Below are 14,005 nucleotides of genomic sequence, written 5' to 3' on the forward strand. Positions count from 1 at the left end.
GCTCGCCTGGTGTTAGCCCTTGACGAGCTGCGTGTAGCCGCCTTCTGGCAGGTAGTTGGGGCGCTTGGCTTCCGCTCGGGCGGCGAGTGCTGCCTGTTCGTTATTGATCATGGCTTGGAAGCGTTCGCTGACTTGTGTGGGGCTGTCTGCGAGGGTCAGGGGCACGCCGTTGCGGACTGCTTCCCAGATGGTCGGGTTGCTTCGGAGTTCTTCCCACTGTTCCGCGTTGGGGTTCATGAACGTGTAGGGCTTGCCGCGTTCGACTCCGCAGGAGTTGTTGCCGAGCGCGGCCCATAGGTCACGCCATGCCTTGATGATCTTCTCAAGGGTCTTGAGCTCTTGGATTGTGTTGGTTGCTGCCATGGCGGTGGCGTGGTTGCCGGTGTGGGGGTCGATGGTTGCGGGGTCTTCCACGCGCTTGATGGGTTCGGCGTACTCAGTCAGGCGCTTGGCTGTTTTGTTGAACGCGTCTTGGATCTGTTCGAGCATGGCGTCCGTGTGGTCGTGGAGGTCTGCGGCTTGGCGCTCCAGCTCGCGCTGGTGGTGCCCCTGGTCGAGCCGGTCCAGTGACTGAATGTAGAGCTGTGAAGCGACTGCAATGACCTTGGGGTCTTCGTAGGGGTCTTCGTGGTCGCTGGTGAGCAGGAGCTCAGTCAGATCTTCTACGCTGGCGCGGGCCTTGGGGAATGGCCGGATGGGGGTGAGCTCGGGTGGTTTGATGCCTGCCGCCTTGAGTGAGGCAATGACAATGTGGGTGAGGTTTGCGTTCAGCATGATGTGTCCTTTTGGTTTGGGGTCCGGTTGTGGGCTGCGATTGAGTCCGCAAGTTCGTTGGCTAGCCGCAGCCCGTCAGCGAGGGGAAGGACGCATGCGACCTGCTTGGACTTGAAGATTGCGACGGCGGGAATCTGGGCGCCGTCTGGTGAAGTCAGGGTGGCGAGTGCCGCGTGCACAGAGGGAGCTTGCATGAGGTTTTTGTCGTAGTGTTCTGGTCTGGACGTGAACATTCAGTTCTCCGTTTCGTGGGTGAGGTCGAGGGTGTAACCGCGGGCTTTGATACCGGGGATGACGCCGCGCTTTGCACCGATGGATTCGTAGAGCTGGTGGGCGGTGGTCATTCTCTCCAGGGTTGCCCCTACAAGGGCTTGGACGCCTTCCCGGCGGCATAGTTCGGCGGTCCCCGTGAGCATTGCTTTACCGACCCCCCGGCCCTGGTGGGCGCGGGCGACTGCTAGCCGGGAGACTTCCATCTGACCGGGCCGGGCGAGACGTCCGTAACAGCTGCCAGACCGTGCAATCGTGAGCGTGCCGGCTAGGATCCCGCGGACTTCCAAGACGAGCACTAGGGCATTTTCGTAACGTTCCTTCACCGTGTTGGCGGTCTCTCCGGGGTTTACTCCTACCGTGGCGTAGGCAAGATTTAGGAGACTTGCCACTGCCGGGAAGTCAGCAGGAGCGGCGGGACGGAAGGTACGGTCGGCGGTGCTCATTCGTCCACCGTTTCCAGCAGTGCCGGGATGTTTGTCTGGGGGAGTGCAGGCTTCGGCGCCAGGTGTTGCGCGGCCAGGACCGCAAAGGCGGTCAGCGTTGCGATGTGCTCGCGGAGGAATACGACGCGGGAGCTCGACGTCTTGTGAGCCACATCCGCGCCGGGGAGTTTTTCGGCTGCTGCCAGGAAGAGCTTTTCGGGTTCCGTGTCGTTCCGGAGCTCGATGAATGCAGCTTTCCGGCGGAGTGCCTGCTGGTATTTCTCGCCGCCGGGGGTGTCATAGTTCATCATGGGACCGATCCAGCTTGGGGCGAGCTGCGTCACCGCTTCGTGGATGTCGATGCATGAGGCAGTGGTTCGGATTCCGGCGCTGGCAAGGGTCACAAGCAGGGGGTGCAGTTCCGCGTCCACTTGAACATCCAGGCCTTCAGCGGTGTGAATGGGCTGCATCTGGTGCACCGTGTGGTGTTGGGCGCAGACAATGCAGTCACATTCCCGCTGTGTGGGGAGCAGCGTCGTCACAAGGCTGCTGAGGCTGTTCAGAAATGCCGCGTCGTATTTCCAGTCCATCCCGTTGGTGTCTACGACGTCGTGCATGTCCAGGATTTCCGCCATGTCGGTGTAGTCGGACGTGCGCAACGCCGGTCCAACTTCTCCTCGGATTCTGGCGAGGAAGTAGCTGATCGCCGGTTGGGTTAGTCCGGCTGGCCGGGATGCTTGGTACTGCTCGAAGGTTGGGCTGGTCATGATCAGATCGAGTTCTCGCTTCACCATTGCCACCATCCCCGCGCATTCCTTCATTCCGCCAATGTCTGCTGGTTTTTTGTAGCCGGCGGCCTTGATCTCGTCGGAGTAGTGGACGACGCCACCATCGAACATGTGGCAGGAAAACGTGCCGCCCTCCTGGGAGACGCGGCGCCAGATGCGCGTCAGCCAGGGGTCCGTGTAGGGCTCGCGGTCCGGGTGTTCCCGCCCGCGGTTGACCTTGCGGAAGGGGCATTCTCGGCACGCTTGCAGGCTGGCAGGTTCCACATTGCGGTCCTTGTAGTGCGCGGTGTTGCATGTCTCGGTCATTCGGTGGGCTCCTGTCGAGCGTCGAGAGTATCGGCCATGTCGTGCAGTTTGTCTGCAAGATTGCGGGCTTCGGTCGGTGTTAGGTGTGCTTGTATCTGGCTTCCGGTGAAGAGTCCGACGCCGGGGGTTGCGTTCCTGGCGTAGTCTCTCCAAGTCCAAAAGCGGGGCTTGATGAATGGCCGATGTGTGGTGGTCATGCTGTCGCCCCGGTTCCCGTTGTGCTGAGTGGTTCGCGGCCTTCGAGTGCCCTGAGCCGGTTCTCTTGATCCCTGACAACTTCCAGGAGTGCCACGGCCAGGAGGTCGTAGCGGACGCCGTCAATCTCGCCTTCAAACTTGGTGACGATTTCGGGGAGATGCTGGGCGACTTCTTCCGCGATGAGTCCGAACTCGTTTTTCGCGCCGGGGAACTCTCCATCGGCGCCGCTGGGCTTGCGGTCGTATCGGACGGGGCGAAGGTTGAGGACCGCGGCGGGGGCTACTGCTGCGTCTGTGACGTTCTCTTTGTACTTGATGGAACTCACGTTGCGGCCTAGGTGGAAGCCGCCGTCGTTACCCACCCACAGGGCGTAAAAGCTTGTGCCGGCGACGTTGTTGGTCCAGCCGTATTCGGAGCCGTCAGCCTGTGCGGCGTGGGTTGCCTCAGTGGCGGCGGGGACTGTGCCGGTGATGAAGCTGCCGGGGATTGTGGCGCCGCCTGTGATGCCGGGGCGTCCCGCGATGCCTTCCCAGACTGCGGACTGGTTGCCGAGCTGTACCCACGTTGCGCCGACGAGTACTTCGACGCCGTATTCACCGGGCGCGGATTCGAGGGGACCGAAGCGTGCGACTGGTGTTGTGCCATCCGGGCCGTAGACGATGAAGATTCCGTCGTCGTCCATGGACACGCCGACTGTCCCGTCAGGCCGGAGGGAGTTAATGAAGCCGTCAACGTCAATGCCGCCCATTTTCGGTTTGATGCGCATGGGGCCAAACGGGTTTGCGGCCTTGAGTTCCCGCAACTCGCGTTCCATCTCGGCGAACTTCCGTCCGATCCATGCTTCGTCGTTGGGGTTTCTGAATGCTCCGGGGTTTGCCATGTCTTCTATTTCTCGCTTTCGGTGGGTTCGTAGATGGCTAAGAGCTTTTCTGCGGCTAGAGCTCTGTCTCGCCACTTCCGGAACTGTGCGTGCTCTTCAAGGGCTTTGGCCTTGTAGATTTCGCATAGGTCCATGAGGTCCTGGCGGGTGAGTTTCACGCGGCGCACTCCTGGTGGTGTCCGTGCTCGTGATCGCCTAAGGCGTCTCCGCAGGTGAAGCACAGCGCCGGGGCCGTCACGGTGCCAGATTCTGCAGTAGGTGCCCCTAGGGTTCCGCTGCCCTTTACTAGGGGTAGGGTGGGTACTGCAATTTCTGGCACCGTGTTTTCGTATTTCAGGGCGTCCGGATCGATGTGACCGGCTAGCGTGTAGTGCCATACCGTCGTTTCCCTGAGATTGACCGGGTTTATGCCGTCGACCTCATCGACTTGCAGGACTCCGAGCATGTTGAGCGCCTGCAATTCGCGGTCCACAGTCGCCCTCGGTAGCCCTATGCGTTTGCGAACATCCTTTGTAGGCGTGTTCGGGTTCGCCGCGACGTCGTCAATGATCTTCAGGCGCAGCGGTGGCATGGAGTCGCGGGCGCACCGGATGGCCAACCTAAGTGCGTGGCCACGGTCCATTCCCAGCGCCATGGATCCCCGGACAATCTGCGTAAGCTGCTTGGCAAACCGTGTAGGCATTTCCGGGGCGTGCGCGTCCACTACGTCGCCGCGGTAGTCGCGCTCGACTGCGGTCCGGGCCATCGTCACAATGTCCGCCGCTGCCAAGAGCATGTCCGTTTCGGCTGCAGTGACCCTCACCTGATCGAGGTTCAACCCGGCAAGGATCCGAGTTGCTGCCCCTGCGAGTTGGGACCGCATGAGGACTTCGCTGCCGGTGTTCCCGATGGCCTGGCGTCCCGCGGCCTGCCTGCCCTTGGTCGAGTCCATACGGACTAGGACAAACCGGTCACCCATCGCTGAGATAACCGAGTGCGCCTTGTCCCACGCGGTCGTAACTGCCCCGATGACAACTAGCCGCCCTTCCCATTCGAGCGTTTGTCCGCCGTCTGTGCCGACGTTGCGGGCCCATGATCCGTCGTAGACTTCCCGGAGCGCGCCTAGGACACTGGCGCGCTGGTCACCGGACATTGAGAGGATGCTCGTAACGTCCTTGATGATCAGGATTCCGCGGTCACCGATCTTCCGCAGGAGTCCGCCGGTGGCGTCTGCTGCCTGCTCCCTCTTCGAGGTTGCCGACAGTAGGGCGCCTTCGGATGCGATGGTGGAAACCATGTGCGCGCCGATGCCGGCGAGCGGTACGACTGTCTCTGTTTTGGCGTTTCCCGAACCGGAGATGACCAAGAGCCAAACGGGATCCCCGTCCAGGCGTTCAACTGCCGCGGCGGCTAGGACGGCGTCCAACGCGTCTGTGTCGTAGTCCGCTCCGAGCCATTTGCGGAAGACACCGTGGCAGTCGGCCAGTGTGAAAGGGCCGGCGGGGATTCCGGCTAGCTCGGCTTCATGCTTGGCAATTTCGAGGAGTTCCCATTGCTCTACTGTCGCGTTCAAGCGGCGCCCTCCATGTCGTTGAAGTAGCCAAATCTGCCCGGCGTTTCGGTTTCTAGGAGATGGCGACGGATCAGCCAGTGCTCCCACGTAGCTATCGACATGATTGCCGGGTAGGAGTAGGCCGCACGGGTCCGGACTGCCTGGCGCGGGACGCTGACATGCTGTGATCCCATGACTTTGCCTTTCGCGTTTCGGGGGCTCAGGAGTGCGGGCTGTTGGCCGGCGGCGTCGGGATGGGGCCGAGAATGTCCAGCATTTCCGTGGCAGTGATGCCGCGCGCTTCAGCCATTTCTCCGAGCTCTCGCACGGTGGCCGGGTACTTGATAGAGTGGTTCATGGATCTACTCCTTGATGGGGGTTGGTTCTGAGGCCGTGACGGATTCTTTGGCGAGAGTGTCACGGTCTTTTTCTGTCTTCAGCGCTACCTTGCACGTCTTAGCGGGCGTAGCGCCCTTGACCCGATATGGGTTCTTTACGTTGACTGCCGCATCATTCAGCGGCCCCTCATGGCTGGTGCCGCGCCAATAGCCGGACTCCCATGCGGCGGCGAGGTCTTCCTCTGTGTAGACGGCGCTCATTAGGAGGCCTCAACCTCAAACGCAGCGTTTACCCAGTCGATAACGTCCTGTTCTCGGTACATGACGCGACCGCCGAGCTTGGCGGACTTCGGTCCCGTTCCGTTGTGACGCATCCAGCGCAACTGCGCCGGCGACTTCCGCAGCATCTCCGCTACCTCATCCATCGTGTGCAGCTTCATGGCGTTTACGGTTTCCATCGATCCTCCTATACATAGTTGTTTGGGAGCCCCAACAAGAACGACTATAGTTGACATTTGTTGCGAACACAACAACCCTGTGGGACCATCTCTACATGGATGAATCACGAGCAGATGAACCGGTCGCGCTGTTTGGCGCAAACCAGCGCCGTTTCCGGGAAGCCATGGGATGGTCCCAGTCGGAACTGGCGCGCAGGATGCAGGAGATAGGGTGGCCGAAGTACAGCCAAGTGGCCGTATCCCGGACTGAAGAGGGTGCGCGGGCCGTCCGTCTTGACGAGGCCATTTCGTTGGCTGCCTTATTCGGCCGCAAGCTCCAGGATTTACTAGACCCTAAGGGAGTAATCGACTCCTGGCAGCGGCTCCGGTTCTTGATTGAGGACTACTCGGACTCTGTCACTAAGCTCCGCAACGTCGTGCGTGAGCTTGAAGACGAGCGCCTCTTCGTAGGAGTGGCAGCCAAGATGTTGAAGGAAGAGGTCGAAGCTGCCGGCGGCCTGGAGAGGGTAAGCGAAACTATGGTCAAGACCCTATCCAACGCTGACTTGATCCTCAGCCGCAGCACCGTGGACTTGGTTGAAGGGGCAATCCAAGCCTGGCAGCGTGACACGGGCGAGGATGAGGGGGGCGACAATGGCGAGCATTCAGAAGAGGCCTGACGGACGCTGGCGGGCCCGGTACCGCGACGACGCGGGGAAGGAACATGCCCGGCACTTCGCCCGTAAGATCGATGCGCAACGCTGGCAGGATGAGGTTACGGCGTCGGTTGTCACCGGCACATATGTGGATCCGAAGTCAGCGAAGTTGACCGTGGGGGAGTGGGCCGATTCCTGGCTGACGGGCTACGCCCAAAACAGGCCGTCCACAGTCCGTCAGGCGCGGGTCCACATCAAGCACATCAAGGAGGCCTTCGGGGACCGGGTGCTGTCGTCTGTGCGGCCTTCGGAAGTCAAGGCGTGGACGGTTCAGCTAAAGGAGTCGGGCCTGGCTGATTCGACCGTCTACGCTCTCCACGGTCGTCTGGGTCAGCTCTACTCCGACGCCGTCCACGATGGTTTAGTGCCGAAGTCTCCGACCAGTCGCCGCACGTCACCGGGTGGGGGGAAGCAGCGGCCTTATGTTGCGACGACTGAACAGGTGTGGGCCTTGCATGACGCGATGCCCGAGACCATGCGCGGGGCAATCCTGCTTGCGGCATTCGCGGGCCTCAGGGTGGCGGAGGCGGTGGCGCTACGGGTGGAGGACGTGGACTTCATGCGGGGCGTCGTGTCGCCCGCGGTCCAGTATCCGGACCTGCCACTGAAGACGGAAGTGTCTCGTACGCCGATCCCCATTTCTCGGGATCTCGCATTAGAGCTGAATAAGATGCCGGCTCACTTCGGGTCTGAAACCATCGTCACATCGGCGTGGGGCCGGGCGATGGCACCCTACACGCTGGAACGCTATTTCCGGGATGCCAGGGCCACAGTGGAGGGACTGCCGGAGGGATTCCGCTACCACGACCTGCGACACTACTTCGCGTCGCTCTTGATCGCGTCGGGGCTTGACGTGAAAGTCGTACAACGGTGCCTGAGGCACGCATCAGCGAAGACGACTCTGGACACCTACGGGCACATGTTCCCAGACAAAGAAGAGTCCGCACGTGCCGCCGTCACCGAAGTGTTGGCCGCTCGTGCGGACTCCTTGCGGACTAAACCCCGTTTAGCCGCGGATTCTAGCTAGACGCCGTAGTACAGCTCGAACTCGTACGGGTTCGGGCGCAGCGAGAGCGGACGGATCTCGTTCTCGTACTTGTACTCGATCCAGGTGTCGATCAGGTCCTGGGTGAAGACGCCGCCGGCCTGGAGGAACTCGTTGTCCTCGGCCAGGGCATCCAGGGCCTCTTCGAGCGTGCCGGGAGCCTTGGGGATGTCCTTGGCTTCCTCGGCGGGGAGCTCGTAGAGATCCTTGTCGATCGGAGCCGGCGGTTCGATGCGGTTGCGGATGCCGTCAATGCCGGCCATCAGCTGGGCCGCGAAGGCCAGGTACGGGTTGGAGGAGGGGTCCGGAGCGCGGAACTCGATGCGCTTGGCCTTCGGGTTGGAGCCTGTGATCGGGATACGGATACCGGCGGAGCGGTTGCCCTGCGAGTAGACCATGTTGACCGGAGCTTCGAAGCCCTTGACCAGTCGGCGGTAGGAGTTGACCGTCGGGTTGGTGAAGGCCAGGACGGCGGAGGAGTGCTTCAGCAGACCGCCGATGTACCAGCGGGCCATGTCGGAAAGACCCGCGTAGCCCTTTTCGTCGTAGAACAGCGGTTCGCCATTGGTCCACAGCGACTGGTGGCAGTGCATGCCCGAGCCGTTGTCGCCGAAGACCGGCTTCGGCATGAAGGTGACCGACTTGCCCCAGGCATCGGCGGTGTTCTTGATGACGTACTTGAACTTCTGCAGGTCATCAGCCGCGTGGGTCAGGGTCGTGAACTTGTAGTTGATCTCAGCCTGGCCGGCGGAACCGACCTCGTGGTGGCTGCGCTCGACCTCAAGGCCAGCCTCGTCCAGGGCAATGCACATGGCGTCGCGGAGGTCGGCCTGCTTGTCGGTGGGGGAGACCGGGAAGTAGCCGCCCTTGACCGGGGTCTTGTAGCCGAGGTTTCCGCCCTCTTCTTCGCGGCCGGTGTTCCAGTGTGCTTCCTCGGAGTCGATCTTGTAGAAGCTGCCCTGCGGGGAGGACTGGTACTGGACGTTGTCGAAGACGAAGAACTCGGCCTCGGGGGCAAAGAACGCGGTGTCGGCGATGCCGGTGGACGCCAGGTAGGCCTCGGCCTTCTCGGCCACGCCGCGGGGATCGCGGTGGTACGGGTCACCGGTGCGCGGGTTCACGATCGAGAAGTTCAGCGCGAGGGTCTTCTCGAGGCGGAAGGTGTCAACGAACGCCGTCGTGACGTCCGGGATGAGCTGCATGTCAGACTCGGCGATGCCCTGGAAGCCGCGGATCGACGATCCGTCGAAAAGCTGGCCGTTGACGAAGAAGTCCGCGTCAACGCTCTTCGCGGGGACGTTGAAGTGCTGCTGAACGCCCGGGAGGTCGGTGAAGCGGATATCAACGAATTTGATGTCTTCGTCTTTGATGAACTTGAGGACTTCGTCCGCAGTCTTGAACATCTATGCTCCTTATGCATGTGAAAGATCTGGCCGTCAGGCCGTGTGGTCCAGCGCAATCCGACAGCGGGGAAACACAAAGGTCTGCCCCGCTCCTATGCCGCTAGCAACTGTTACCACCCTAAGGACAAGGGATTTCCCGATGGTGTCCGCTTTGTTTCCGGCAGGTTACAGAATGCCCTGACAGGTAAACGGTAGTCGCTGTCCACAACGTGGCCTATCCGTGACCAGAGTATGGCCGCCACGTGTCCACACTCTGAACAGCGCCGGGCGGGCGTCGATTGCCGATAGTCTTGGAGGGTGGTTGATCGCAAAGACATAGGCTCATGGCTCAGCGGGCCGGACACCTCCGGCATTTCGAAGTACCCGGGGGAGCGGCTGGGCCTGCCCGAGTCCGGACCGGGATCCATTGCCCGGGCCGGCCGGCGCATCGTCGCCATCTGCATCGACTGGGGCATTGCGCTGCTGATCAGCAATTACGCATTCGCCGGAGACCCCTGGGCAACCCTCGGCGTTTTCGCCATCGAGCAGGCGCTGCTGGTCGGCACCCTCGGCTACAGCATCGGCCACCGCATCGTGGGGATCCACGTGATCCGGCTCGGCGGCGGCCCGGCCGGCCCGCTGCCGGCGCTGGTCCGCAGCCTCCTGCTGTGCCTGGTGATCCCCGCCGTTATCTTTGACCCGGACCACCGCGGACTCCACGACAAGGCCATGAACACCGTCCTGCTCCGGATGTAGCTTCCGCAGCACGCCGCGGCGGGGTGCCACGTTGCCCCGACTTCCTTGGCGATTCGCCACGAATGGCCGCCATGCCACCGGCGGTTCGCCACGAATGGCCGCTAACCCACCCCGCATGGCGGCCATTTGCGTCAGATGGACATACGCGATTTTCCGGGCTGCTGCTGCTCGCGGCGGTATGCCGCCACGGGCCAGCGTGACGTTCTGCAGGCCCCCGCGCGCAGGCTAGGTCTGGCGGCTATCCCTTAGCGGCTAGACCCGGGCCGTCTCACCGGCCGTCTCGGGTGCCGGCGTCGAAGCAGCCTGCCCGGCCCGGACCGTCAGGTAGCCGCGGCGGCCCGCCCAGCGCTCAAAACCGACCGTGGCGAACGGGAACACCGCGGAGAGCCCGGCGAACAGGGCCACCCGGAAAGGCCAGCGCTGCATGCCCCACAAGCTCAGTGACGAGATCCCGTAGCCGATGAAGAACGCCCCGTGGATCGGTCCCGCGATCTCGACGCCGAGCTCCGTGGTCCGGGTGACCCACTTGAGGAACATGCCCACCAGGAGCGCGGCCCAGCTGAAGGCCTCGGCGATGGCCAGGGCCCGGAAGATCCGGATCACGGCAGAGGCGGACGGCAGTTTCATGGCGGAGCTCCAGGTTCTGTCCAGGGGGACGCAGGGGGTGTGGGAATGTCGCGGGTAAAAGGAAACGCCCCGGCTGCCGGCCTGGAAGGCGGTTACCGGGGCGAACCTGTTCTCTGGCGGGAGGCCTAGCGTCCGCGGGCTGCCTTGCGGTCCGGGCGGGCCTTGTAAGGATCGATGCCCTTGGGGATGGGCAGGCGGCTGCCGAGCGACGAGATGCGCTTGGAGACCGTGCTGACTTCAAGCTTGGTCAGTTCGTTCTTCATCTTGGTCATCTTCTTGGCGACCTGGCTGATCGGAACCTGCCCCTCGCCACGGCCGCTTTCAATCACGTGGATGGTGACGTTGGGCAGGATGCGGGCGAGCCGCTTGCGTTCAGCGTCGAGCAGCGGCTTGACCCGGGTGCTGGGACCCTCGCTGACGAGCACGACGCCGGGACGGCCGATGGCGCGGAAGACGGCGTCCTGGGTGCGGGGGTTGACCGCGACGGGCTGTTCTTCGACGATCCAGCCGCGCTTGAGCGTGCCCAGTGCAGCACCCGAGGCGCCGGGCTGGTTTTCAATCCGGGCGAACGCGGCCCGCTCGGCGCGCCGGGACAGGATCAGGGTTGCCGCGAGGACGCCCAGCGGGATGCCGATGATCAGGCCGGTGATCCAGTTGTCCAGCAGGAATCCAATGACGAAGCTGACAGCCACGACGCCGAGGAACGCCAGCAGCATAAGCCACGGGACCATCGGATCGTGCTGGCGGGTCATCTGGAAGACCTCGCCGATCTGCTTCAGGCGGCTCGGCTTCTTGACCTTGGCCGCCTTGGGCTTACGCGAAAAAAGGCCGCGCTTCGGAGCATCAGAAGCCGGAGTGGAGTTGCTGGAATCAGGGGAATTCGCCATAGTGCCTTAATTCTACGTGATGGACCGCGAAGGGCCGGACGCCGGATTACTCCGGTGCCGGCCCTTCGCCGTGATCGTTACAACTGGATTCAGGAGTGCGCCGCGAGCAGCGAGCTGGCTTCCTGGCGGGTGCTGCCAGAGCTTTCGATGTGGGCGAGCTGGGCCGGGATTTCCCAACCCTTCTTGCGCATCGCGGTGGCCCAGAGGCGGCCGGCGCGGTAGGACGAACGCACCAGCGGTCCGCTCATGACGCCCAGGAAGCCGATCGCGTCGGCTTCCTGCTGCAGGTCCACGAACTCCTGTGGTTTGACCCACCGGTCAACCGGGAGGTGCCGCTCGGACGGGCGCAGGTACTGGGTGATGGTGATCAGGTCGCAGCCGGCCTCGTGCAGGTCGCGCAGCGCTTCGGAGATTTCCTCGCGGGTCTCGCCCATGCCCAGGATCAGGTTGGACTTGGTGACCATGCCGAGCTTGCGGCCCTGGGTGATGACATCCAGCGACCGCTCGTATCGGAATGCGGGACGGATGCGCTTGAAAATCCGCGGCACCGTCTCGACGTTGTGGGCGAACACCTCGGGCTTGGAGTCGCAGATCGCTTCGATGTGCTCGGGCTTGCCGGAGAAGTCCGGGATCAGGAGTTCGACGCCGGTGCCCGGGTTGAGTTCGTGGATCTTGCGGACCGTTTCGGCGTAAAGCCAGACGCCCTCGTCCGCGAGGTCGTCGCGGGCCACGCCGGTGACAGTGGCGTAACGCAGCTGCATCGCCTGGACGGAGCGGGCCACCTTGGTGGGTTCGAAAACGTCCACGGGGGAAGGCTTGCCGGTGTCGATCTGGCAGAAGTCGCAGCGCCGGGTGCACTCGGAGCCGCCGATCAGGAACGTGGCTTCCTTGTCTTCCCAGCATTCGAAGATGTTGGGGCAGCCGGCCTCTTCACACACCGTGTGGAGGCCTTCCTTCTTGACGAGCTTCTTGAGCTGCACGAACTCGGGACCCATCTGGACCTTGGCCTTGATCCAATCCGGCTTGCGTTCCACCGGGGTGGCCGCATTGCGCTGCTCGATCCGCAGCATTTTCCGGCCTTCTGGTGCCAGGGTCACAGTAGAGCTCCTTCGTGGGTTGCAACTAGCGCTTCTTCATTGTTGCGCAGTTCTTCGATGATCCGCGAAACGAGGTCGGTGGGGGTGACGTCCCGGCCCGTCTCCTGCGAGATGGTGGTAACGCCGGCGTCGGTAATCCCGCAGGCGATGATCTGGGCGTAGGGGGCGAGGTCGTTGTTGCAGTTGATCGCAAAGCCGTGCATGGTGACGCCCTCGTGGACGCGGATGCCGATCGCGGCGATCTTCCGCGCCGGACCGTTCGCGTCCTGGTCGATCCAGACGCCGGCGCGGCCCTTGATCCGGACCGCTGCAATGCCGTAGTCGGCCAGGACGGCGATGATCACAGCTTCGAGCCGCTCCACGTAGTCGCGGATGCCGGCCTTGTTCCTCAGCTTGATGACGGGGTAGCCAATGAGCTGTCCCGGACCGTGCCAGGTGAGTTTGCCGCCGCGGTCCACGGGAACCACGGGAGTGCCGTCAAAGGGGCGTTCGTGGTCCTCGGTGCGTTTGCCGGCCGTGTACACGGCGGCGTGTTCGAGCAGCAGGACCGTGCTGGGGGCAGTGCCGGCGACGACCCTTTCATGGAGTTCGCGCTGGATGTCCCAGCCGCGCGTATATTCGACGAATTCCGGGGCGAGACCCAGCTGGGAGAACTCAAGAGTCATGGCATCCAGCTTAGACCCCGGCTGTCGCAGCAACCGATTCTGTGGCGAAGCTCTCACCGCCTGTGGATAACTTCTGCGGGATTCTGCGGGATCCGCTATTCCTTGGCTATGGAAGATTACGCACCGTCCGGCGGTTCGGCGCCGGAGGTTCCCGGATACGACGTCGGCCGCTGCCTGGGGAGCGGCGGCAGCGCCACGGTGTGGCTGGTGACCGCACAATCGACCGGGCACGAGTATGCGCTGAAATGCTTCACCGCCGGCGAGAGCCCCGACCGGGATGACGCGGAGGACGCAGCCCGGCGAGAGACCCGGATACTCTCTGTCCTGGACCATGAGCACCTGGTGAGGGCGCACGACGTCGTTCGGCTGGGCGGGTCAGCCGGGGGAAACCTGGGCCTGACCATGGATTACGCGGCTGGCGGCTCGCTGGGGCAGCTCGTGGCCAGCCGGGGGAAGCTGGGACCGGGCGAGACTGTGACCGTCCTGACTCCGATCTCGCACGCCCTCGCGTACCTGCATGGTCGTGGCTTCACGCACGGCGACGTCTCACCCGGCAATGTCCTGTTCACGGCGCACGGCAAACCGCTGCTGGCCGATTTGGGCGTGGCACGCATGGTGGCTGACGCCAGGGCGGTGTCCCGGGCCGGGACCGAGGGCTTCCGCGATCCGGCTCCGGTGGACGCCGTCCGCGCCGGTCTGCAACCGGAACGCGATGTCTATTCACTCGCTGCCGTGGGCTGGTTCTGCCTCACCGGTCACCCTCCTGAGCCCGGGGCTCAGCGTCCGCCGCTGCCGCTGCTGGTTCCCGGGGTTCCGCCGGCGCTGGCCGCAGCGCTGGAATCCGGACTTCAGGAGGACCGCCGGCTCCGGCCCTCCGCCGCCG

General features: G+C 63.3%; 19 protein-coding genes. 4 read left to right on the top strand and 15 right to left on the bottom strand.

Features of this window, described 5'->3' with window-relative positions; all coding sequences use genetic code 11:
• Positions 1–12: 12 nt before the first annotated feature.
• The 10 genes from K789_RS0107210 to K789_RS22545 all read right to left on the bottom strand — a co-directional run bounded on the left by K789_RS0107210 (position 13) and on the right by K789_RS22545 (position 5,968).
• Positions 13–774 (bottom strand): hypothetical protein, encoded by a 762-nt coding sequence (locus K789_RS0107210; RefSeq protein ID WP_024366176.1) that lies wholly within the window; start codon positions 772–774, stop codon positions 13–15.
• Between the two features lie 233 nt (positions 775–1,007).
• On the bottom strand, positions 1,008–1,490 hold the full coding sequence (locus tag K789_RS26425) for a GNAT family N-acetyltransferase (RefSeq protein ID WP_084507334.1): 483 nt from the start codon (positions 1,488–1,490) through the stop codon (positions 1,008–1,010).
• Positions 1,487–2,563: a hypothetical protein gene (locus K789_RS0107225; RefSeq protein WP_024366178.1), complete on the bottom strand. Its 1,077-nt coding sequence runs from the start codon at positions 2,561–2,563 to the stop codon at positions 1,487–1,489. Before K789_RS0107225 ends, K789_RS26425 begins: the two co-directional genes overlap by 4 nt.
• A gap of 193 nt (positions 2,564–2,756) precedes the next feature.
• Positions 2,757–3,641, bottom strand: coding sequence for a tail fiber domain-containing protein (locus K789_RS23955; RefSeq protein WP_024366179.1), 885 nt, complete (start codon positions 3,639–3,641; stop codon positions 2,757–2,759).
• Between the two features lie 5 nt (positions 3,642–3,646).
• Positions 3,647–3,799 carry a hypothetical protein gene (locus K789_RS26120; protein ID WP_157835670.1) on the bottom strand — a complete coding sequence of 51 codons (153 nt, stop codon included), beginning with the start codon at positions 3,797–3,799 and terminating at the stop codon, positions 3,647–3,649.
• Positions 3,796–5,193, bottom strand: coding sequence for a hypothetical protein (locus tag K789_RS0107240; RefSeq protein WP_024366180.1), 1,398 nt, complete (start codon positions 5,191–5,193; stop codon positions 3,796–3,798). The genes K789_RS26120 and K789_RS0107240 overlap by 4 nt, the downstream gene beginning before the upstream one ends.
• Positions 5,190–5,366, bottom strand: coding sequence for a hypothetical protein (locus K789_RS25365; protein ID WP_157835671.1), 177 nt, complete (start codon positions 5,364–5,366; stop codon positions 5,190–5,192). Before K789_RS25365 ends, K789_RS0107240 begins: the two co-directional genes overlap by 4 nt.
• Positions 5,367–5,392: 26 nt before the next feature.
• Positions 5,393–5,530 carry a hypothetical protein gene (locus K789_RS25370; protein ID WP_157835672.1) on the bottom strand — a complete coding sequence of 46 codons (138 nt, stop codon included), beginning with the start codon at positions 5,528–5,530 and terminating at the stop codon, positions 5,393–5,395.
• A gap of 4 nt (positions 5,531–5,534) precedes the next feature.
• Complete coding sequence (locus K789_RS0107255) at positions 5,535–5,771, bottom strand: hypothetical protein (RefSeq protein ID WP_024366181.1); 237 nt, start codon at positions 5,769–5,771, stop codon at positions 5,535–5,537.
• Entirely contained in the window at positions 5,771–5,968 is a 198-nt protein-coding gene (locus K789_RS22545) for a helix-turn-helix transcriptional regulator (protein WP_024366182.1), read from the bottom strand. The genes K789_RS0107255 and K789_RS22545 overlap by 1 nt, the downstream gene beginning before the upstream one ends.
• 95 nt (positions 5,969–6,063) lie before the next feature.
• Here K789_RS22545 and K789_RS0107265 point away from each other — a divergent pair, with 95 nt between their 5' ends.
• Both K789_RS0107265 and K789_RS0107270 read left to right on the top strand, forming a co-directional pair.
• On the top strand, positions 6,064–6,627 hold the full coding sequence (locus tag K789_RS0107265; RefSeq protein ID WP_128081580.1) for a helix-turn-helix domain-containing protein: 564 nt from the start codon (positions 6,064–6,066) through the stop codon (positions 6,625–6,627).
• On the top strand, positions 6,602–7,690 hold the full coding sequence (locus K789_RS0107270) for a tyrosine-type recombinase/integrase (protein ID WP_024366184.1): 1,089 nt from the start codon (positions 6,602–6,604) through the stop codon (positions 7,688–7,690). Before K789_RS0107265 ends, K789_RS0107270 begins: the two co-directional genes overlap by 26 nt.
• On the opposite strand, the gene glnA is transcribed toward K789_RS0107270, so the two are convergent.
• Positions 7,687–9,111 carry a type I glutamate--ammonia ligase gene (gene glnA, locus K789_RS0107275; RefSeq protein WP_024366185.1) on the bottom strand — a complete coding sequence of 475 codons (1,425 nt, stop codon included), beginning with the start codon at positions 9,109–9,111 and terminating at the stop codon, positions 7,687–7,689. The two genes, K789_RS0107270 and glnA, sit on opposite strands and share 4 nt — an antisense overlap.
• A gap of 297 nt (positions 9,112–9,408) precedes the next feature.
• On the opposite strand from glnA, the gene K789_RS0107280 reads away from it, so the two are divergent.
• Complete coding sequence (locus K789_RS0107280) at positions 9,409–9,846, top strand: RDD family protein (RefSeq protein WP_024366186.1); 438 nt, start codon at positions 9,409–9,411, stop codon at positions 9,844–9,846.
• A 252-nt stretch (positions 9,847–10,098) separates the two neighbouring features.
• Here the strand turns inward: K789_RS0107280 and K789_RS0107285 are convergent, their stop codons facing one another.
• The 4 genes from K789_RS0107285 to lipB form a co-directional block, all read right to left on the bottom strand.
• Positions 10,099–10,473 (bottom strand): DUF3817 domain-containing protein, encoded by a 375-nt coding sequence (locus K789_RS0107285; protein ID WP_029704692.1) that lies wholly within the window; start codon positions 10,471–10,473, stop codon positions 10,099–10,101.
• 125 nt (positions 10,474–10,598) lie between these two features.
• Complete coding sequence (locus K789_RS0107290) at positions 10,599–11,360, bottom strand: DUF4191 domain-containing protein (protein ID WP_024366188.1); 762 nt, start codon at positions 11,358–11,360, stop codon at positions 10,599–10,601.
• Positions 11,361–11,449: 89 nt separating this feature from the next.
• Positions 11,450–12,457 (bottom strand): lipoyl synthase, encoded by a 1,008-nt coding sequence (lipA, locus tag K789_RS0107295; protein ID WP_024366189.1) that lies wholly within the window; start codon positions 12,455–12,457, stop codon positions 11,450–11,452.
• Positions 12,454–13,122, bottom strand: coding sequence for a lipoyl(octanoyl) transferase LipB (lipB, locus tag K789_RS0107300; protein WP_024366190.1), 669 nt, complete (start codon positions 13,120–13,122; stop codon positions 12,454–12,456). Before lipB ends, lipA begins: the two co-directional genes overlap by 4 nt.
• A gap of 108 nt (positions 13,123–13,230) precedes the next feature.
• Between lipB and K789_RS0107305 the strand changes: the two genes are divergently transcribed.
• Positions 13,231–14,005 (top strand): serine/threonine-protein kinase (locus tag K789_RS0107305; protein WP_024366191.1); only part of this gene is annotated, 775 nt, incomplete at its 3' end.

This window comes from Arthrobacter sp. TB 26 (assembly GCF_000427315.1).
GTDB lineage: Bacteria > Actinomycetota > Actinomycetes > Actinomycetales > Micrococcaceae > Arthrobacter.